Here is an 18,898-nt window from a genome sequence, read left to right as displayed (position 1 = left end):
GCTCTCATTAAATATAATGGTAATCGCTAATAAAACATGAAACATGCTGGCCTTCCTTGCCTATAGGAAGGCCGGAATCTAACCCTCAGAAGTTACGTTTATGTCGATTAATAAAGAAATGATAGGAACTCGAGGCTCCGGGCCTCTGTGCTTTTTTCAGAAAATAGCAACGGCTGCTATTATTTCGGCTCTTTTTTTGACGCCGGCTGTCTCCGCGCCCGCCCCTCAAGAGGCATCGACTTTTATCAAAGATGTTGTTCCGAATTACAGAACAGATGAAATTCCTGTTATCCGTTCGGATGCGGCTTTGTTTGATTTTATCCCTGAAGGTAAGACAGAACAGATAAAGCTAACCGGAATCTATCCGGAAAGAAGCTTCAGGTTTTACAGCCCGAAAGATGAAATCATCTCCAAGGTGACGGTCACGTTAAAGTACACTACGTCGCCTTCGTTGATTCCTCAGCAAAGCCAGCTCAATATCTTCCTTAACGGCCAGATCCAAAAGAGTCTGCCGATCACTAAAGAACAGCTTGGCAATGCGGTAACGCAGACCGTTGAACTCAATACTAAAAATATCGAAGAAAGCAATCGCATGACGATTGAGTTCGTCGGTGTGTATACCAACAACTGCGGCAATATCGCAAACCCTTCTTTGTGGCTGACCATCGATGACTCAAGCTATATGTCGTTTAATACGCAGAAACTGCGTTTGGCCAACGACCTGAGCCTGATGCCGGCACCTTTTGCTAACAATTTGAGCCCGAATGCAACGACTCTGCCGGTTGTTTTTAACGAGAATCCTTCTCCGGCCTTAAAGAAAGCCTCCGGTATTTTTGCTTCGTGGATCGGCACTAAAACGGAATGGAGAGGCGCGGAATTTCCCGTTTATATCAAAGAAGTGCCGCAGGCTCAGAATTTCGTGGTCTTTGCTACCAATGACAGCAGACCGGAATTTCTGAAGAACTTGCCGGCCTTTACCGGACCCTTCGTAACCGTCGTTGATGCTCCTAACAGTCTCTACGCTAAAGTGCTCGTTATCGGCGGTAAAGACGAAGCTGAAGTGTTGACTGCAGCTGAATGGCTCGCCGTTAATTCACAGGTTCTTACCGGCAGTTCCGCTGAAGTAAAAGACTTTAAGCCGCTGCCTAACCGCGAAGCTTATGACGCTCCGAATTGGATTCCGACCAACGATAAAGTTACTTTTGAAAAAATCGCCAAGTACCGCGGTCAGTTAAGAAGCTCCGGACTTCATCCTGCTCCTATCTCTTTGGAAGTCAGACTTCCGCCTGACCTCTACATGGTCAACAAGAGCAATGTCGATTTAGATCTACGTTATCGCTACACCAAACCGACAAGCGGTGAAGCTGCTCAAATGCGCTTCTTGCTCAATGAGCAGCTCGTTGAGTCCTTCGAATTGGATCCGAAGAAAAACAGCAGTTCTTTCACTTCCAGATTCTCCCTGCTCAACGGTTTGGCCAATATGTGGAACGATACATCCGTTCCTACCGGGTTGCTTGGAGCAGATAACTTAATGCAGTTTGACTTCCAGTATGGGTTGGCTGTTCCCGGAGGATCAGTTGAAAACTGCAAGTCCGTTGCACTGATTCCGAGCCAAGTTGAAATCGATCCGACTTCCACAATCGATTTCTCCGGTTTTTATCACTTTGCTAAGCTCCCGAACTTAAACTTGTTCACGGTAAGCGGTTTCCCGTTTACAAAGTATGCCGACTTGTCTGAGACCGGCGTCGTACTGGCAAAGGATGCTCCGGCAGCCGTTTTGACGACTTACCTCAATACGATGGCCCGTCTTGCTGCCCAAACAGGCTATCCTGCAACAAAGCTGACCGTTGTTGAAACTATCGATAAGGGTGCCCTGAAAGATAAAGACATCCTGGTATTCGGTGAAAACAGCCGGATTCTGGACGGTATCGATAAAGAAGATGCCGGCGTAGCTATCGATAAAATTAAACAGGGAATTGAAAAGTCTCTGACTAAGACAGCCTCCGATGACAAGAATATGGAGTCAGTAGTAGCTGAAGATGCCGGAATAGCCGCCATTGTTCAATACCAGTCTCCTTTCAGCGATGACAGATCTGTCGTTGCTGTGCTCGGCGACGGTCAGGACGGAAGTTTTCTCATCAACAAACGATTGATGATCCCGGGCGACTTGAAGCTGATTGACGGCAGCGTCGCTGTCTTTAAGACAAACGCAACCCCTACAAGTTATAACATCGGACCTACTTACTACACGGGTTCCTTGCCGTGGCACCAGAGAATTTGGTACTCCATGCTCGATCAGCCCGTGTTGCTGGTTCTCTTTACTCTCGTCTGCGCATTGCTGTTTGCCGGTGGTATTTACTACCTGATGCACTCTTTGATCAGATACCGCAGCCGTCGTCATAAATAAGGAGAATTAGATGAAAAAGAAACTGGTTGCCGCTTTGCTGATGAGTTTGGCTGTACACCTTCCGGCACATGCATGGGATCTTTGGGACGAGTTCAAAGCGGTTAATGTCACTCCGGAAGGCCGTGTGGTCGATTACAGCGACGCTAAACTGATTACGACTTCCGAAGGACAGTCATACGGAATGTTCTTCGCCCTCGTGGCTAACGACAAAGAATCTTTCGATAAGATTTTTGCTTGGTCTGAAAAGAATTTGGGGCCCGATCAACCTGCTTGGTGGTGGGGCATTCCTGACGGCAAGAAAGACGGACAGGGAAAAATCCTGGACACCAACAACGCTACAGACTCGGATATGTGGATTGCTTACTGTCTTTTGGAAGCAGCCCGCATCTGGAATGAACCGGCCTATGAAACAAAAGCTAAAGCCTATATGGCTAAGCTCAAAGAATTGGTCAGAGACGTTCCGACCGTTGGAAAAGTTATTCTGCCTGCCCGCGTGGGCTTTGAAGAAAAGGGCGTAGTAACTATCAACCCGAGCTATTATCCGCCGTTTATTCTCAGACGTTTTGCCGAGTACGATCCGTCGTGGCTCCCTATCCTTGAGGGCTTGATTAACGCCATGATCCGCTGTTCTCCGGGCGGAGCGGCTCCTGACTGGGCAAAATTCGACTCAACCGGAAAATTGCTTGAGCCCGAGAAGATGGTCGGCAGCTACAACGCTATCCGCACTTATTTGTGGGCGGCTATTACTTCTCCGAAAGATCCGTTGTACGCCAAGTTGGCTCGCCACTATGCACCGATGATCAATGCCGTTAAGACCTTAAATGTACCTCCGGAAGAGGTTAATCTAGGCAGCATGAGCTTTGGTCCGAGAGAAGTGAATGCGTTCGGGGCTTGCTTTTTACCCTATGTCTCTAACGATAAGAGCGGCGCTGTTATTCGAACCTTGCTGACAAATACTAAAATGCAGGGAGACAACTACTATCGGAATGTATTGACGATATTTGGCTTGGGCTTCGATTACAAAAACTACGCCTTTGATGCGAAGGGCCGCTTGTATATCCCGAAAGATAATATGACGGTCAGAGTAAATCAGCCTCAAAATAAACCATAAGAAAAAGGAAAAAACACCACATGAGAGTTAGCGGTGCTCGAACAGCAAGCTGGAGCGGGCTGGGGCTTTGGAACGTTTTCTTTGTCGGAGAGTTTTTACTGGCGGGTTTCGGCTATTTGCACCTTAATCTTGTGCAGAACTGCCTGCTTGCGGCTTTCGTCATTTTTCCAATTCAAAATCGTTTCCTTCGCGTCGTCAGAACACTGCTGGCTATTGCTGCTGCAGCAGCAATGGTCTATGCGGAAAGCTGGCTTCCCGGACTCGAAAGCATCAAAGGAAATTTCCATAATTTAGAAGCAATGGGCACAAGCTATCTGCTTGAGTCCGCCTATAACTTCCTGAATTTTGAAATGATCGGCGTCGGTATTCTGCTGATCATCGCCTACTACGGTTTGAAGGACTACGTTCGCATCTCCACATTTACCTTGCTGTACCTGTTCCTTCTTATCTGCGCTCCGATTTGGCAGCCATGGTTTGAAAAGCCTGTCGAACAGGTTGTTGTGGCTCAAACCGAAGTTGCTAAACCAGGAGAGAAAACGGAAGAGGTTCGATCCGATCTGCTTCCGCAGAAGGATCGTCCGACCAATGAAAATCTGGATAAGTGGCTTTATGAGTTCCACAGCAAGGAAAAAGCCCGTAGGGCCGTATTCCCCGAGCGTTTAGGCAAAGACGATACGCCATTCGATATTCTGCTCATCAATATTTGCTCTTTATCCAACGATGACCTGCAAACTGCGGGTTTGACCAACCACGAAGTTCTCAAAGAGTTTAATGTCGTCTTCGATAACTTTAACTCCGCGACTTCCTACTCCGGTCCTGCAGCGCTGCGTCTGCTGAAGTCCGTCTGCGGTCAGCCTTCCCATGAAGATCTGTATGAAGGCAGAAATCCGGATTGCGAATTGATGAACCGTTTGGGCCATCTCGGCTATAACCAGCACGTATTCATGGACCACAGCGGTAAATACGATAACTTCTATCAGAGCTTGAGACATTTAGCAGGTCTTAGCCCGCAGCTCGGCGCAATGAACTATCCGAAACGCTACGATTCTTTCGATGAAGAGCCGATTGGAGATGCTCGCGCCGTCTTTAAAGAGTGGGAAAAAATTCTTGCTTCCAACAAAGATAAGCGCAGCGCGACTTTCTTTAACTTGATCGCTCTTCATGACGGCAACAGATATGCCAATAAGAGAAGACTGGCGCCGTTTAAGCCGAGAGCTAAGGCTATGCTCGACGACCTGCAGTCATTGATCAAAGATATTGAAGCATCGGGCAAGAAGGTCATGCTGATAGTGGTTCCGGAACACGGTGCTGCCGAACGCGGAGATAAGGTCCAAGTAGCTCACTTGCGCGACATCCCGAGCCCGTCTATTACCAAGGTTCCGGCCATGGTTAAATTCATCGGCATCGGTGACGGAGACGAACAAGTTCAAGTCAAGGAACCGACTAGCTATCTGGCAATCAGCAGCTTGATCGGCAGAGTTCTGCAAAGCAACTATTTCAGCGTAGAGCATGGTACCGTCCCGCTTAACGACCTAGTTAAAGACCTTCCGCAGACGGAAGCCGTTTCAGAAAACGCTAATGCGAAGGTGATTCACTATCAGAACAAAGATTATGTGAAGATGGATAAGGGTGAATGGCGCGAATACGCAAAATAACTTCGCCTTGAAAAATAATCTTCAAATCAATGTATTAAACCGAAACAAGATATAAACTCAAATGTTGGGGCTCGAAAGACCCCAACTCCTTCTTTTTTATTGGAGCATGTAGTGCAAAAGTTAGTCATTAAAGGTGGTGTCCCTCTGCATGGAGAAATCTCAGTCTCCGGCGCTAAGAATGCGGCGCTTCCTTTATTAGCATCTGCCTTGTTGACGGACGAACCGGTTGTTTTTGAAAACGTACCCGAGTTGGCTGACGTCAATACGATGATTCGTCTTCTCGAGGATTTAGGATGCAAGATTGAGAGAAATGACCATCGTGTGAAAATCGATGCTTCTCAAGTTCGCTCCACCGTGGCTAATTATGACTTAGTCAAGACAATGCGGGCCTCCATCCTGGTGCTTGGTCCCTTGCTTGCCCGTTTCGGCAAAGCAACCGTCTCATTGCCCGGAGGATGTTCTATCGGGGCGCGCCCCGTCGATCAGCATATTAAGGGCATGAAGGCCCTAGGTGCTGAAATCAATTTGGAACACGGATACGTCAACGCCTCTGCTGACAAACTTGTCGGTGCCCGTGTTCTAACCGATATGGTGACCGTAACCGGAACCGAAAATCTCCTGATGGCCGCTGTGCTGGCCGAGGGTGAAACAGTTCTTGAAAACGCAGCCCGCGAGCCGGAAGTCGTTGATTTGGCACGCTGCTTGAAGTCCATGGGAGCCGATATTACCGGCGAAGGTACCGTCAGAATTGTTGTAAAGGGAGTGAAGAAACTCCACGGAACCAATTACAAAGTCATGGCAGACCGTATTGAAGCGGGAAGCTTCTTGGTGGCCGGCGTAGCAACCGGCGGTGATGTCACCGTTACTGACTGCCAGCCCGAGTATCTCGGCGCCGTTATCGAAAAATTATTAGAAGCCGGTGCTGAGGTTATTACCGGAGACACTTGGGTTCGTGCCAAATCTAAAGGCCGCACCAAAGCCGTTGATATTAGAACCGTTCCGTATCCCGGTTTTCCAACCGATATGCAGGCACAGTTTATGGCTTTGGATACGATTTCCGACGGTGCCTCTCATATTACTGAAACGATTTTTGAAAACCGTTTCATGCACGTTCCGGAGCTGCAAAGACTCGGCGCTGACATCAACATTGACGGCCATACTGCGACTGTCAGAGGTGTAGAAAAACTTTCCGGCGCTCCCTTGATGGCTACGGATTTAAGAGCCAGCGCAGCTCTTGTTATTGCTGCTTTGGTTGCGGACGGAGAGTCTACCGTAGACCGCATCTACCACTTGGATCGCGGATACGAAAGAATGGAAGAAAAATTAAAGACCTTGGGTGCTCAGATAGAAAGGGTTAAAGCATGATTACTATCGCACTTTCAAAGGGCCGCATTTTTACCGAAACACTGCCGTTCTTGGCAGCTGCCGGTGTGGTCCCGCTAGAAGATCCTGAGACTTCAAGAAAACTGCTTATCGGCACAAACCATCCGGATATTCGTATCGTGGTGGTGCGTGCCAGCGACGTTCCGACTTATGTCCAATACGGCGCAGCAGATATGGGAGTAGCGGGCAAAGACTCACTGTACGAACACGGTGGGGCCGGACTTTATGTTCCTTTGGATTTGAACATTGCTAAATGCAGAATGTGCGTTGCATGTCCTCGTGATTTTGACTACCACGCCAAAGTCAGAAGAGGAGCACGCCTGAGAATCGCAACCAAGTTCATGAAGTACTCCCGCAACTATTTCGCCAAGATTGGCGTCCACGTGGATCTGATTAAGCTCTACGGCTCAATGGAGCTTGCTCCGATTGCAGGTTTGTCCGATGCCATCGTGGACTTAGTCAGTTCCGGCGCCACTTTGAGGGCAAACAATTTGGTTGAAGTCGAGCAGATCGATACCATCTCTTCACGCCTGATTGTGGGACAGGCAGCCATGAAGCTCAAAACCAGTGAACTTCTTCCGATAATTGATACTTTTGAAAAGACTGTTAAATATGACGATTAGATTTTTAAATACGAAGGATAAAGACTTCGAAAAGAATTTCTCCGCATTAGTAGCTGTTGACAGTTCCGTTGATCCGGAAATTACAAAACGAGCTGAAGCAATCGTCGAAGACGTTCATAAACGCGGAGACGAAGCTGTTTTGGAATATACCAACCGTTTCGACCGCATGAACGCCAAGAGCATGGAAGAATTCCGCATCACTCAGGAACAGTTGAAAAACGCCCTGGAGACTTTGCCGGAAGACCAAAAGCATGCTTTAACAGTAGCTGCCGAACGAATTCGCTCCTTCCACGAACATGAGCTCGGACAAAGCTGGTCTATCACTGAAAAAGACGGTACAAAGCTTGGTATTCGCTACACCGCCTTGGATTCCGTCGGTCTTTATGTTCCCGGCGGAAAGGCCGCTTATCCGTCTTCCGTTCTGATGAACGCGATGCCTGCTCACGTTGCCGGCGTTAAAAATATCGTTATGGTTGTTCCGACTCCGGGCGGTACTCCTAACCAGCTCGTGCTGGCTGCAGCTTGCTTAGCCGGTGTGTCCACCTGCTTTACTATCGGCGGAGCTCAGGCAGTTGCTGCTTTGGCTTACGGTACAAAAACAATTCCTGCAGTCGATAAAATCGTCGGCCCCGGCAATGCTTATGTTGCCGCCGCTAAGAGATATGTGTTCGGTACCGTTGGCATCGATATGATTGCCGGTCCGTCTGAAATTCTCGTTATCTGCGACGGCAAGACAAATCCTGACTGGATTGCGATGGACTTATTCAGCCAAGCTGAGCATGACGAGTTGGCCCAGGCTATTTTGCTGACTCCTGATGCAGAATTTGCAGAAGCCGTTAAAGCTTCTATCGAAAAACAGCTTCCCGAAATGCCTCGCAAAGACATCATTGCAGCCAGCTTGAAGAACCGCGGTGCAATTATCGTTACCGAATCCGTCGAAGAAGCTTGCCGCATTGCCGACAAGATTGCTCCGGAACACTTGGAATTGTCCGTTGAAGATCCGGAAAAATATGTTGATTTGATTCATCACGCCGGGGCTATGTTCTTAGGCGCTTATACCTGCGAAGCCTTGGGTGACTACTGCGCAGGCCCTAACCACGTATTGCCGACTTCCAGAACAGCCCGTTACTCTTCTCCATTGGGCGTTTGGGATTTCCAAAAGCGTACCAGCATTCTCAAGGTTTCTAAACAAGGTGCTTATGAGCTCGGCAAGATTGCTGATGTTCTGGCCCGCGGTGAGTTCTTGTACGCTCACTCCGGCAGCGCAATGTACCGTGTCAAGGACTTAGACAGCAAGGATAAATAATGAGCAGGCAGGCTGAGATTCGCAGAGAAACCAAAGAGACCAAAATCTTCGTGAAGGTCGATTTGGACGGAACGGGTAAGGCATCTATCTCGACGGGAATTGGATTCTTCGACCATATGCTTGATCAAATCGCTCGTCACGGTCTGATTGATTTGACCGTGCAGTGCGAAGGAGATTTAGAAGTCGACGGCCACCACTCCGTCGAGGATGTTGGTATAGCTTTGGGGCAGGCCATTGGTCAAGCTCTTGGCGATAAGAAAGGCATCGTACGCTATGGTTTCAGCTATGTGCCGTTGGACGAAGCTCTTTCCAGAACCGTTATCGACTTTTCCGGCCGTCCTTATCTGTCTTGGAGTGTTGATTTCACTGCTCCGATGATCGGTGCCTTGGACTCTCAGCTGCCGCGGGAATTCTTCTTAGCACTGAGCACGAATGCCAAGATGACCTTGCATATTGATAATTTGAAGGGCATCAACGCTCACCATCAGTGTGAATCCGTTTTTAAATCTTTCGGAAGGGCGCTCCGCATGGCAGCAGCCATCGATGAACGCTCCAAAAATGTCATTCCTTCCACCAAAGGGACTTTATGAAAATTGCAGTAGTTGACTACGGCTCAGGAAATCTGCGTTCCGTTTATCAGGCAATAAGGAAAGTTGCTCCTTTGAACTCAGATGTTTGGGTAACTGAAGATCCGAATAAAGTAAAAGAAGCCGACAGGGTCATTTTCCCGGGCCAGGGCGCAATGCCTGACTGCATGGCAAATCTGCGCAAAGCCGGACTGGAAGAGGCGGTAAGGGACTCTCTCAAGAAAAAGCCTTTTTTTGCGGTTTGCGTCGGCGAACAAATGCTGTTTGACTTCAGCGAAGAAGGCGATGTGCCTGCCCTCGGTATATTTCCGGGACGAGTCGTCCGCTTTCCGGCCAACCAGTACGGTGAGGATGGCTCTCGTTTGAAAGTTCCGCAAATGGGTTGGAACAGGGTGCGTAAAGCGATGGACCATTACATCTGGGAAGGAATTCCGGATAATTCTTGGTTCTATTTTGTCCATAGTTACTACGTTGTGCCTGCTGATTTGAATTTGATTGCAGGAACAACTGACTACGGTAGAAAAGTTACCGTGGCAGTGGCCAAAGACTACATTTTTGCCACCCAATTCCATCCTGAAAAAAGTGCTGATATGGGCTTGAAGCTCTACAGCAATTTCCTAACTTGGAAACCTTAATCTTAAGTTTTTATAAAAAGAAGTACTACCATGCTTTTAATTCCCGCTATTGACATTAAGGACGGCAAGTGTGTCCGTCTGCGCCAAGGTGATTTGACATCCAATATCTCCGTTTTTAACGAAGATCCTGTAGCACAGGCCAGACAATGGGTTGAGATGGGAGCAGAAAGAATTCATATTGTTGATTTGGACGGTGCCAGAACCGGCAAGCCGGTAAACCTTCCAATCATTCGTAAAATTTCCGAAGAGTTCGGTGAAGACGTCGAAATCGAAGTCGGCGGCGGCATGAGAACTCTTGAAAGAGTCGAAAAAACTCTGGATGCCGGTGTTGATTTCGTGGTGATCGGTACTGCTGCCGTCAAAGCCCCCGGTTTTCTGCATGATGTCTGCAGCCAGTACGGCGGCAGCGTGATTGTTGGCTTGGACGCCAAAGACGGTATCGTCATGACGGACGGTTGGACTAAGTCTTCCGGCCGTACCGCAATCGATTTAGCTAAGAAATTCCAAGATTACGGTGTTGACGCCATTCTTTATACCGACATTTCCCGTGACGGCATGCTTACCGGTTGCAATGTTGAAGCTACTGCTGACTTAGCCAGAGCCATCGATATTCCGGTCATTGCTTCCGGTGGTATCCGCGACTTAGACGATATCCGCAAGCTTCTCGATGTCGAATACGACGGCGTCACCATGGCTGTCCTCGGACGTTCTTTGTATGAGCACACCTTGGACTTCAAAGAAGCTTTGGAATTAGTTAAAAATCACAAACCCAACTGGAGTTTCTAATGCTCGCCAAAAGAATTATTCCTTGCTTAGACGTCACTGACGGTAAAGTCGTTAAAGGCGTTAACTTCGTAGAACTCCGTGAAGCCGGTGATCCCGTTGAAGTTGCTCGCCGTTACGATGAACAAGGTGCCGACGAAATTACGTTCTTGGATATTACCGCCACGTCTGACAATAGAGGCTTAATTCTTAAGGTAATTGAAGATGTAGCCGCACAGGTATTTATTCCGCTCACTGTCGGAGGCGGTGTCAGAGAAGTCGGAGATATTCGCCGTCTGTTGAATTCCGGAGCCGATAAGGTTTCCATCAACTCTGCCGGCGTTAAAAATCCGGATCTCATTGGAAATTCCGCAGCTATCTACGGTTCTCAGTGCATCGTCGTGGCTATCGATGCTAAGAGAGCAGGCGAAAATAAGTGGGAAGTCTATACTCACGGCGGACGTGTCAATACCGGCATTGATGCCGTGGAATGGGCCAAGAAAGTTCAGTCTCTCGGGGCCGGCGAGATTTTGCTTACCAGTATGGACGGCGACGGGACTAAAAAAGGATTTGACCTTGAACTGACGGCCGCCGTCAGCAACGCCGTGGATATTCCGATTATTGCTTCCGGCGGCGTCGGTAACCTTCAGCATTTGGTCGACGGCATTAAGATCGGGCAGGCTGACGCTGTGCTTGCGGCTTCTATCTTCCACTTCGGAGAATATACCGTCGGGCAAGCTAAGCAATACATGCGGGATCACGGTATTCCGGTGAGGTTGGACTAAGATGTTTATTGACGAAATTCACTTTGACTCTAAAGGTCTCGTCCCGGTGATAGCGCAAGACGCCAAGGACGGCACGATTTTGATGTTGGCTTGGGCCAATAAGGAAGCACTCGAAGAAACGGTTAAAACCGGTCGCGGAACATACTTTTCCCGTTCTCGTTCGAAGTTGTGGAGAAAGGGCGAAGAGAGCGGCAATATTCAAAAAGTCTCCGAAATTCTTCTCGATTGCGACGGCGATGCTGTCATTTATAAGGTTGAGCAAATCGGAGGTATTGCATGTCATACCGGGCATAGAAGCTGTTTCTATAAAACCTTGAAAGGCAATGCTTGGAAAGAGAATTCAGATGTACTTAAGTCTCCGGACGTAATGTACGCAAACCATAAATAAGAGGAACAAATGGAAAGAATTCCTGTAATCAGTGAGATCGCCGATGTTATCGATAGCCGCAAAGGAGCTGATCCTCACACTTCTTATGTAGCAAAACTGTTCTCAAAAGGACCGGATGCTGCATTAAAGAAAGTCGGCGAAGAGGCAACCGAAGTTGTCATGGCCGGAAAGGATAACGACCCTGATCACCTCATCTATGAAGTTGCCGACCTTTGGTTTCATTCAATGGTGGTATTATCACAGGCCGGTCTGAGACCCGAACAAGTCCTAATGGAACTGCAGAGAAGAGAAGGGACTTCAGGCCTGGTAGAGAAAGCCTCCCGCAAGGATTAGAAATAAATAAAAACTTCAATAAATGTAAATCTTAGGGTAATTCATATTGAGTACTGAGAGCATTTATTGAAAAATATTAAATGTTAGATTGGAGAAGATTATGCAAAAGGACGATTGCCTGTTCTGTAAGATTGCGAAAGGAGAGATTCCTTCTAAGAAAGTCTACGAGGACGAAGAAGTTATTGCTTTCAAAGATATCAATCCTGCAGCACCCGTCCATTTGTTGATTATTCCAAAACAGCACTACGATTCCCTGGCTGTAATGGGAAAGAACGAAGAGCCGCTTTTAGGTAAAATGCTGGCTTTAGCTCCTGTCCTTGCCAAAGAAGCAGGTGCAAATAATGGTTTCCGTGTGGTCATCAACACCGGTCACGACGGCGGCCAAGAAGTTAATCATATTCATATTCATGTCTTAGGCGGTCCCCGTCCTTGGACAAAACTCTAGGAGTAAATAATGGGTTCATTTTCTATTTGGCATTGGCTTGTCGTACTTGTTATCGTTGTCTTGATTTTCGGTACCAGCAAACTCAAGAACATGGGTAAAGATCTCGGCGGCGCCGTTAAAGGCTTCAAAGAAGGCATGAAAGAAGCTGAGGCCGAAGCTAAAGCTGAAACAAAGCCTGCCCCTCAGGTTGCTGAAAAGAAAGCTGAAGACGTTGTTGACGTTAAAGCAACTGAAAAGAAAGAAGCTTAATTTAGAAGTATTGTCCTATGCTAGATTTCAGCATGGGAGAGATCGGCCTTATCGCTGCAGTTGCTCTTGTGGTGCTAGGGCCTGACAAACTCCCTCAGGTTGCTAAGACTGCGGGTTCCTTAATGGGGAAAGCGCAGCGTTTTGTTACTCAGGTCAAGACTGATATTGACAAAGAAATTCAGTTATCCGAACTGAAGAAGATTCAAGAAGACGCTAAGAAAATGGCTAGCGATCTTCAGGATAACTTGCGCAACACACAAAATCAGATTGAGAAAGAAGTATCCGATCTGAATTCCGCAGTCAATTCCATTGGCAAAAGTATGGAAGACCAAGCCAAGGACACTGCGGCTCAAATCAACGAAGTAAAAAACGAAGTCAAGAATCAATGGCTTTCTGATACGGCTCCTAAGGCTGCAGCACAATCCGAAGCTTCTATCGAAAACATGGTGGAGGCTCCCGCTGCTGAGAAGCAAACTGCTTGGGAAATCACTCCGGATAAAGTCGATACCTCTAACTTAGAGGGGGCATTTGCTTGGAACGATACAGAGTCCGGTCAGACCTCTATTCCGGTTCCTGTTCCTCCGGCATTGACCGAAGAAGATTCCTTAATCGGTACTTCCAGCGGAGTGGACTTTAATTCAATTACGGAATCGGAAAAAATTGCTGCATTGAGTAAAGAAGTTGAAGAGCTGAAGGCGATGATTCAGTCCAATACTTTGGGCTCTAAAAAACAGACTCGTTTTGCTAAGCGCGGTCACGTAAATAAGTTGGCTGTTGCAGCTAAACTCAATAGAATTCACAAGACTAGAAGTAGATATTCATAATCTCATGAGCGATAAAGACTTAGAGTTAGAAGGGCCGGAAGATGACAAGGAACAGACCCTTGTCGCTCACCTAGTTGAGCTTCGCTCCAGAATCGTTCGCATGGCTGCGGCGATTTTGTTGGTATTCGCCTGCCTTTCCCCGTTTATGAAGCAGATCTTCGACTACCTCAGCCAACCGTTGATGGTCGCTCTGCCTCAAGGCGCAAAGCTGCTGGCAACAGGCGTTATCGCACCATTCATGGTGCCTTTGAAGGTAACGCTTTTCGTGGCCTTTATTATTGCTCTGCCATACGTACTTTGGCAGATGTGGGGATTTATTGCCCCCGGTTTATATAGAAAAGAGAAGAGACTCGCATTACCAATTATCATTTCGTCTTTGGTTATGTTTTTCCTTGGAATGGCTTATTGCTATTTCATCGTATTTAGGATGGTCTTCCAGTTCATTGCAGGATTCTCACCGGATTCCGTTAACTTTGCACCGGATATCGATTCCTATTTCGGCTTCGTCTTGGCCCTCTTTATTGCGTTCGGTGTGACGTTCGAAGTTCCTATCGTTGTGGTAGTTCTCAACAGACTCGGCATCACAACCGTAGAAAAACTAAAAAAAGCACGCCCTTACATGGTCGTAGGCGCCTTCGTGATTGCTGCGATCTTTACTCCCCCTGACGTCCTCTCTCAACTTCTCCTGGCTTTGCCTTTGGTAATTCTCTACCAAGTTGGAATTTGGCTTTGTTCCATTTTCGGAACGGCTAAAAATTTGGATGAAGATGAGGAAGAATAACATTGGAATTTCAAAAACCTTTTGATCGAATTTATCTTCTGAGTCACCAGCACGATTATGCTCGTCTCAGAAGATCGTCGCAGTGGCATCCGGAAGTTGGAACTCTCACTTTTGGCAACAAGAAGTGGACCGTAAAAGACTATTCCGATTGTAATTGGTTCGTCAGAAATTCTTATGCCAAGATGCTCCTCAAGCGTGAACTTAACGCAATTTCAATGCTTGACGGTATTGAGGGCGTCCCGCAGAATCCTTTCTTTGTTGACTCTTGCTGCTTGGCATTTGAATACGTTGAAGGGGACTCTTTGAGGGACTATCCTGCGGACAAAATTACCCCGGAGTTCTTAACTGAGTGTGAGAGAATTCTGCGAGATATTCACAAGAAAGGATTGGTTCATCTAGATACCGGTGCGATGGGAAATTGGATTGTTAAGCCCGATAATAGACCGGCACTGATTGATTTCCAGACAGCGATGAAAACAAAGGGCCTGCCTTCTAGGCTAGTCGCTTTCTTAAAGGCGATGGATCTGCGAGGCGTATATAAAAAATGGATTGCCTTCCATCCCAATGAAATGGGAGAAAAGAGGAAAAAAGCAGCGGAACGCTTTGAAAAAATACGTAAAATTTGGTTATTCCATCCAAAGAAGAAATAACAATTCGAACACCGAACCAATAAAATTCAATTACATTACTCCCGCATAGAAATTGCGGGCATTTTTTTAAAGGATATGGTATGGCTCAATTCGTTTATACGATGAACCGAGTTGGAAAAATCGTTCCACCAAAGAGACAAATTCTGAAAGACATTTCTTTGTCTTTCTTCCCCGGCGCAAAAATTGGTGTTTTGGGTTTGAATGGTGCAGGTAAATCCACACTCCTGAAAATCATGGCAGGCATCGATAAAGAGATTGAAGGCGAAGCCATTCCAATGCCCGGCTTAAACATCGGTTATTTGCCGCAGGAGCCTGTCCTTGATCCTGAAAAAACAGTTAAAGAAACAGTCGCTGAAGGGTTAGGTGAAGTTTTTTCCGCCCAGGATAAGCTGAACAAAATTTACGAAGCCTACGCTGATCCGGACGCTGATTTTGATGCATTGGCTGCTGAGCAAGCTAGATTGGAGGCCATTATCGCGACTAGCGGTACCAATGCCGAGACTCAAATGGAAATTGCTGCTGACGCATTGCGCCTGCCTCCATGGGATGCACGTATCGGTAATCTTTCCGGAGGAGAAAAACGCCGTGTGGCACTTTGCCGTCTGTTGCTTTCAAGACCGGATATGCTCCTTCTTGACGAACCGACCAACCACTTGGATGCGGAAAGCGTTGACTGGCTCGAACAATTCCTCCAGAGATTCCCGGGAACCGTTGTTGCCGTAACTCACGACAGATACTTCTTGGACAATGCTGCTGAGTGGATTCTGGAATTGGACCGCGGTCACGGTATTCCTTGGAAAGGAAACTATTCTTCCTGGCTCGATCAAAAAGAACAGCGTCTGTTGATGGAACAGAAGAAAGAAGACGCTCGAATCAAGGCCATGAAGCACGAACTTGAATGGGTTCGCCAGAATGCAAAAGGCAGACAAGCTAAGAGCAAGGCACGTTTGCAGCGTTTCGAAGAGATGAGTTCTTACGAATACCAGAAACGTAACGAAACCAACGAAATCTTTATTCCTGTCGCTGACCGTCTCGGTGATAAAGTCATTGAGTTCAAGAATGTCTCTAAGGCCTTCGGCGATAAGCTTTTGTTCGATAACCTGAGCTTTACGATTCCACCCGGAGCAATCGTCGGTGTTATCGGCCCGAACGGTGCAGGTAAGTCCACATTATTCAAGTTGATTACCGGTGACCAGAAGCCTGATTCCGGCGAAATTGACATTGGTTCTACAGTTAAGATTAGTTCTGTTACTCAGACAAGAGAGTCTCTTCCGAACGATAAGACTGTTTGGGAAGCTGTTTCCAACGGTCTTGATATTCTCAAGGTCGGCAAGTTCGAAATGCCGAGCCGTGCGTATATCGGCAGATTCAACTTCAAAGGCGGCGATCAGCAGAAGATCGTCGGTAATTTGTCCGGCGGTGAACGCGGACGTCTTCATATGGCTAAGACCCTCTTGAACGGCGGCAATGTTCTTCTTCTTGACGAACCTTCCAATGACTTGGACGTTGAAACTCTTCGTGCTTTGGAAGAAGCCCTGTTGGAGTTTGCCGGCTGCGCCATGGTTATTTCCCATGATCGTTGGTTCTTGGACAGAATCGCAACCCATATCCTTTCTTTTGAAGGCGACTCCAAGGTTGAATTCTTTGCAGGCAACTACACCGAGTATGAAGCAGATAAGAAGCGTCGTCTTGGTGAAGGTGCCACACCGCATCGCCTTAGATTCAAACCTCTCAAAGATTAATGTCAGAGAAGGAGGAAATTCGTCCTGCTCAAATCACTGATCAGGACGGGCACCCTTACAGTGCAGAGTTCGGAGATATTTATGCCTCCCGTCAAGGAGCAGTCGGCCAAGCTTTGCACGTTTTTATTAAGGGGAACAATCTGCCTCAGGCCTGGGAGGGCCGTCCGAGTTTTGTCATTCTGGAAAATGGTTTCGGGCTCGCGACGAATTTTCTAACGACTTTAAAAACATGGAGAGAAGATCCGAATCGCTCGGATTCTCTCCATTTCGTTTCTATTGAAAAGTTTCCTGCATCCAAAGAAGATTTGCTCCGCTTTGCCGATCCGGAGGTTGCAGAGGAAGCCGCCGAACTGGCTGAACAATGGCCTGACTGTGTTCCCGGGGCGCATCGCCTTTATTTCAATGACGGCCGTGTCGTTTTAACTTTATATTTTATGGATGCCGCCTATGCATCGAAAAAGCTGGCTTTGAGATACGATGCTCTATATCTTGACGGCTTTTCTCCTGCGAAGAACGATGCAATGTGGAAACGCAGTGTACTGACATCTCTATCGAAGTTCGCAAAACCTGAAGCTACCGTAGCAACTTGGTGCGTATCTTCGCACGTTCGTGAGGATCTCCATAACGCGGGTTTTGAAGTTCAAAAAGTTCAAGGCTTTGGCAAGAAATCGCAGATGACAGTGGGCGTCTATCGTCCGAAGTTTTCTCACAGACGCTCTCAAAAAGTTCCTTATACCGAAAAGTTTCCAGATTCCACGCTTCTAGTCATTGGTGCCGGAATGGCCGGGACGGCCTGTGCTTGTGAATTCGCACGAAGAGGCTGGAAAGTAACGGTTATTGACGAAGGAAGGGTAGCCGCATCTGCAGCATCAGCCATTCGTTACGCCATCGCACATTTCCAACCGGCCGGCGACGAAAATTTCCTTTTTAGACTTTCTCGAGTCGGTTTTGACGTGCTCAGAGAAATCAGCCGTGACTTTCCGGAATATTTTCACCTTAATGGATTGCCGCAGATCGCCAGAGATGAGACGGAATATAGGAAGTGGGAGAAGTGGTTTCAAAATAACAAGCCCTTCCGGTTCCCGGACAATTTTTTGAGATTGTTAAGCAGGGAAGAAGTCTCAGCCTTAATCGGCTATGAGGCCTCGAATGGCGCTTTGCTTCATCCTACGGCTGGGTTAGTTGAAGCCGGTCGTTTTGTAAGAGATAGACTTTTTGCCTCCGGAGCATCGTGCTTATTCAATTCTCGAGTTTCCGGTTTAAAACGAGAAGAAGGAAAGTGGGTCGCTCATGGGGCTGCCGGGGAGGAGCTTGCCAGAGCATCCGTTTGCATTCTGTGCCCCGGAAGCTCTCTCTTGAAAATAGCCTCGGACAATATCCCGGTTACTAACTGGCATGGAAGATTAAGCCTTTTAAGCGGAGAAGAGCTGCCGAAATTAAAAGGAGCTGTGACCGGTCCGGGTTATATCATCAATGATGGGGACAATTGGGTTGGCGTAGGTGCAACTTACGAGCGAGAGGGCTCACCCATGGACGAAAGAGAGGCTCATAAGCAAAATGCCGAAAAGCTTTATAAGATGCTTCCCAATGTAGGATTCGGCACTGCTATAGGCTTTTACGAAGGTATTCGCTCTGCTCCCTCTGATAGGCTTCCTCTGATTGGAAATGTTCCTTCCGGATTTTTAACGGAAGGCTTTGTATCAGAAAAAGACTCCGTCAATGACACTTTATTCCTAAATACGGGTATGGGATCTCGGGGCCTAATTTTCAGCGATTTGGGAGCACGTATAATTGCGGCCCAAGTAACAGGTGAGCCCTATCCGATAGAAAAAGATCTGCTGGATGCGGTAAATCCTGCAAGATTTTTAGGTAGAACTTAGATGCTTATTTTTTCCAGAAACCGCGGGCCTTGGGTGGTCGCGGCATTTGTTGTTGTGGTTGCCGCCGGATCTTTTATCAAATTTCAGGCTGACGCAGAAAAAGAGGCCGCGGCCATTGAAAAAGATAAACAGACTTTTGTGGCCTTTAATCAAAGCGTACAGAAAGAACTTGGCGAAGCTCACAAACTTATTAATTCTGAATTGCTTTTTGAGTTCTACCGATGCGGTATTCTCTCTAACCGCGAAAAATCTTATTGCAATGCTAAGACAGATGAGGTTTTTAAACAGCTCACTTCTGATCAGCAGAAAGCTTTGGTGCCAGTATTTAAAAAATTCTTTATGCCGGAATAAA

Annotated in this window: 20 protein-coding genes; all 20 read left to right on the top strand. The window is 47.3% G+C overall.

Annotated features, from left to right (window positions below; genetic code table 11):
- Nucleotides 1-100: 100 nt before the first annotated feature.
- The 20 genes from bcsB (at nucleotide 101) to ACYQ4O_RS08655 (ending at nucleotide 18,897) form a co-directional block, all read left to right on the top strand.
- Complete coding sequence (gene bcsB / locus ACYQ4O_RS08750; RefSeq protein WP_460175357.1) at nucleotides 101-2,407, top strand: cellulose biosynthesis cyclic di-GMP-binding regulatory protein BcsB; 2,307 nt, start codon at nucleotides 101-103, stop codon at nucleotides 2,405-2,407.
- A 10-nt stretch (nucleotides 2,408-2,417) separates the two neighbouring features.
- The gene (gene bcsZ / locus ACYQ4O_RS08745; protein WP_460175356.1) at nucleotides 2,418-3,518 is read left to right on the top strand and encodes a cellulose synthase complex periplasmic endoglucanase BcsZ; all 1,101 of its coding nucleotides are present in this window, start codon (nucleotides 2,418-2,420) and stop codon (nucleotides 3,516-3,518) included.
- A 20-nt stretch (nucleotides 3,519-3,538) separates the two neighbouring features.
- Nucleotides 3,539-5,173, top strand: coding sequence for a cellulose biosynthesis protein BcsG (gene bcsG / locus ACYQ4O_RS08740; RefSeq protein ID WP_460175355.1), 1,635 nt, complete (start codon nucleotides 3,539-3,541; stop codon nucleotides 5,171-5,173).
- A gap of 111 nt (nucleotides 5,174-5,284) precedes the next feature.
- Complete coding sequence (murA, locus tag ACYQ4O_RS08735; RefSeq protein WP_460175354.1) at nucleotides 5,285-6,538, top strand: UDP-N-acetylglucosamine 1-carboxyvinyltransferase; 1,254 nt, start codon at nucleotides 5,285-5,287, stop codon at nucleotides 6,536-6,538.
- Nucleotides 6,535-7,179, top strand: coding sequence for an ATP phosphoribosyltransferase (hisG, locus tag ACYQ4O_RS08730; protein WP_066595367.1), 645 nt, complete (start codon nucleotides 6,535-6,537; stop codon nucleotides 7,177-7,179). The genes murA and hisG overlap by 4 nt, the downstream gene beginning before the upstream one ends.
- A complete protein-coding gene (gene hisD / locus ACYQ4O_RS08725; protein ID WP_460175353.1) occupies nucleotides 7,169-8,485 on the top strand; it encodes a histidinol dehydrogenase in 1,317 nt (438 codons plus the stop codon). Before hisG ends, hisD begins: the two co-directional genes overlap by 11 nt.
- Nucleotides 8,485-9,075 carry an imidazoleglycerol-phosphate dehydratase HisB gene (gene hisB, locus ACYQ4O_RS08720; RefSeq protein WP_308513805.1) on the top strand — a complete coding sequence of 197 codons (591 nt, stop codon included), beginning with the start codon at nucleotides 8,485-8,487 and terminating at the stop codon, nucleotides 9,073-9,075. Before hisD ends, hisB begins: the two co-directional genes overlap by 1 nt.
- Nucleotides 9,072-9,707, top strand: coding sequence for an imidazole glycerol phosphate synthase subunit HisH (gene hisH / locus ACYQ4O_RS08715; protein WP_460175352.1), 636 nt, complete (start codon nucleotides 9,072-9,074; stop codon nucleotides 9,705-9,707). The genes hisB and hisH overlap by 4 nt, the downstream gene beginning before the upstream one ends.
- 30 nt (nucleotides 9,708-9,737) lie before the next feature.
- Nucleotides 9,738-10,493, top strand: coding sequence for a 1-(5-phosphoribosyl)-5-[(5-phosphoribosylamino)methylideneamino]imidazole-4-carboxamide isomerase (gene hisA, locus ACYQ4O_RS08710; RefSeq protein WP_308513803.1), 756 nt, complete (start codon nucleotides 9,738-9,740; stop codon nucleotides 10,491-10,493).
- Nucleotides 10,493-11,254, top strand: a complete 762-nt coding sequence (gene hisF / locus ACYQ4O_RS08705) for an imidazole glycerol phosphate synthase subunit HisF (protein ID WP_308513802.1) — start codon at nucleotides 10,493-10,495, stop codon at nucleotides 11,252-11,254. The genes hisA and hisF overlap by 1 nt, the downstream gene beginning before the upstream one ends.
- Before the next feature lies 1 nt (nucleotide 11,255).
- A complete protein-coding gene (gene hisI, locus ACYQ4O_RS08700; RefSeq protein ID WP_308513801.1) occupies nucleotides 11,256-11,642 on the top strand; it encodes a phosphoribosyl-AMP cyclohydrolase in 387 nt (128 codons plus the stop codon).
- A 9-nt stretch (nucleotides 11,643-11,651) separates the two neighbouring features.
- Entirely contained in the window at nucleotides 11,652-11,975 is a 324-nt protein-coding gene (locus ACYQ4O_RS08695) for a phosphoribosyl-ATP diphosphatase (RefSeq protein ID WP_308513800.1), read from the top strand.
- Between the two features lie 100 nt (nucleotides 11,976-12,075).
- Nucleotides 12,076-12,420 (top strand): histidine triad nucleotide-binding protein, encoded by a 345-nt coding sequence (locus tag ACYQ4O_RS08690; RefSeq protein WP_308513799.1) that lies wholly within the window; start codon nucleotides 12,076-12,078, stop codon nucleotides 12,418-12,420.
- A gap of 9 nt (nucleotides 12,421-12,429) precedes the next feature.
- Nucleotides 12,430-12,669 (top strand): Sec-independent protein translocase subunit TatA, encoded by a 240-nt coding sequence (gene tatA, locus ACYQ4O_RS08685; protein WP_308513798.1) that lies wholly within the window; start codon nucleotides 12,430-12,432, stop codon nucleotides 12,667-12,669.
- A 17-nt stretch (nucleotides 12,670-12,686) separates the two neighbouring features.
- Nucleotides 12,687-13,493: a twin-arginine translocase TatA/TatE family subunit gene (locus ACYQ4O_RS08680; protein ID WP_460175351.1), complete on the top strand. Its 807-nt coding sequence runs from the start codon at nucleotides 12,687-12,689 to the stop codon at nucleotides 13,491-13,493.
- A gap of 4 nt (nucleotides 13,494-13,497) precedes the next feature.
- Nucleotides 13,498-14,274: a twin-arginine translocase subunit TatC gene (tatC, locus tag ACYQ4O_RS08675; RefSeq protein ID WP_308513796.1), complete on the top strand. Its 777-nt coding sequence runs from the start codon at nucleotides 13,498-13,500 to the stop codon at nucleotides 14,272-14,274.
- 2 nt (nucleotides 14,275-14,276) lie between these two features.
- A complete protein-coding gene (locus ACYQ4O_RS08670; protein WP_460175350.1) occupies nucleotides 14,277-14,924 on the top strand; it encodes a protein kinase family protein in 648 nt (215 codons plus the stop codon).
- Between the two features lie 80 nt (nucleotides 14,925-15,004).
- Complete coding sequence (gene ettA, locus ACYQ4O_RS08665) at nucleotides 15,005-16,666, top strand: energy-dependent translational throttle protein EttA (RefSeq protein ID WP_460175349.1); 1,662 nt, start codon at nucleotides 15,005-15,007, stop codon at nucleotides 16,664-16,666.
- Nucleotides 16,666-18,546, top strand: a complete 1,881-nt coding sequence (mnmC, locus tag ACYQ4O_RS08660; RefSeq protein WP_460175348.1) for an FAD-dependent 5-carboxymethylaminomethyl-2-thiouridine(34) oxidoreductase MnmC — start codon at nucleotides 16,666-16,668, stop codon at nucleotides 18,544-18,546. Before ettA ends, mnmC begins: the two co-directional genes overlap by 1 nt.
- Nucleotides 18,547-18,897, top strand: a complete 351-nt coding sequence (locus tag ACYQ4O_RS08655; RefSeq protein ID WP_460175347.1) for a hypothetical protein — start codon at nucleotides 18,547-18,549, stop codon at nucleotides 18,895-18,897.
- Nucleotide 18,898 lies beyond the last annotated feature (1 nt).

It is taken from the genome of Turicimonas sp. TL08 (assembly GCF_054660695.1).
This window is presented reverse-complemented; position numbering and strand designations above follow the sequence as displayed.

Excerpts from the sequence above, each read along its gene's own strand:
- bcsG (WP_460175355.1), top strand. The coding sequence starts at position 3,539 with ATGAGAGTTAGCGGTGCTCGAACAGCAAGCTGGAGCGGGCTGGGGCTT.
- hisF (WP_308513802.1), top strand. The coding sequence starts at position 10,493 with ATGCTCGCCAAAAGAATTATTCCTTGCTTAGACGTCACTGACGGTAAA.
- hisB (WP_308513805.1), top strand. The coding sequence starts at position 8,485 with ATGAGCAGGCAGGCTGAGATTCGCAGAGAAACCAAAGAGACCAAAATC.
- hisA (WP_308513803.1), top strand. The coding sequence starts at position 9,738 with ATGCTTTTAATTCCCGCTATTGACATTAAGGACGGCAAGTGTGTCCGT.
- mnmC (WP_460175348.1), top strand. The coding sequence starts at position 16,666 with ATGTCAGAGAAGGAGGAAATTCGTCCTGCTCAAATCACTGATCAGGAC.
- bcsB (WP_460175357.1), top strand. The coding sequence starts at position 101 with ATGTCGATTAATAAAGAAATGATAGGAACTCGAGGCTCCGGGCCTCTG.
- ACYQ4O_RS08655 (WP_460175347.1), top strand. The coding sequence starts at position 18,547 with ATGCTTATTTTTTCCAGAAACCGCGGGCCTTGGGTGGTCGCGGCATTT.
- tatA (WP_308513798.1), top strand. The coding sequence starts at position 12,430 with ATGGGTTCATTTTCTATTTGGCATTGGCTTGTCGTACTTGTTATCGTT.
- hisH (WP_460175352.1), top strand. The coding sequence starts at position 9,072 with ATGAAAATTGCAGTAGTTGACTACGGCTCAGGAAATCTGCGTTCCGTT.
- bcsZ (WP_460175356.1), top strand. The coding sequence starts at position 2,418 with ATGAAAAAGAAACTGGTTGCCGCTTTGCTGATGAGTTTGGCTGTACAC.
- ACYQ4O_RS08680 (WP_460175351.1), top strand. The coding sequence starts at position 12,687 with ATGCTAGATTTCAGCATGGGAGAGATCGGCCTTATCGCTGCAGTTGCT.
- ACYQ4O_RS08695 (WP_308513800.1), top strand. The coding sequence starts at position 11,652 with ATGGAAAGAATTCCTGTAATCAGTGAGATCGCCGATGTTATCGATAGC.
- hisD (WP_460175353.1), top strand. The coding sequence starts at position 7,169 with ATGACGATTAGATTTTTAAATACGAAGGATAAAGACTTCGAAAAGAAT.
- hisI (WP_308513801.1), top strand. The coding sequence starts at position 11,256 with ATGTTTATTGACGAAATTCACTTTGACTCTAAAGGTCTCGTCCCGGTG.
- ettA (WP_460175349.1), top strand. The coding sequence starts at position 15,005 with ATGGCTCAATTCGTTTATACGATGAACCGAGTTGGAAAAATCGTTCCA.
- ACYQ4O_RS08690 (WP_308513799.1), top strand. The coding sequence starts at position 12,076 with ATGCAAAAGGACGATTGCCTGTTCTGTAAGATTGCGAAAGGAGAGATT.
- hisG (WP_066595367.1), top strand. The coding sequence starts at position 6,535 with ATGATTACTATCGCACTTTCAAAGGGCCGCATTTTTACCGAAACACTG.
- tatC (WP_308513796.1), top strand. The coding sequence starts at position 13,498 with ATGAGCGATAAAGACTTAGAGTTAGAAGGGCCGGAAGATGACAAGGAA.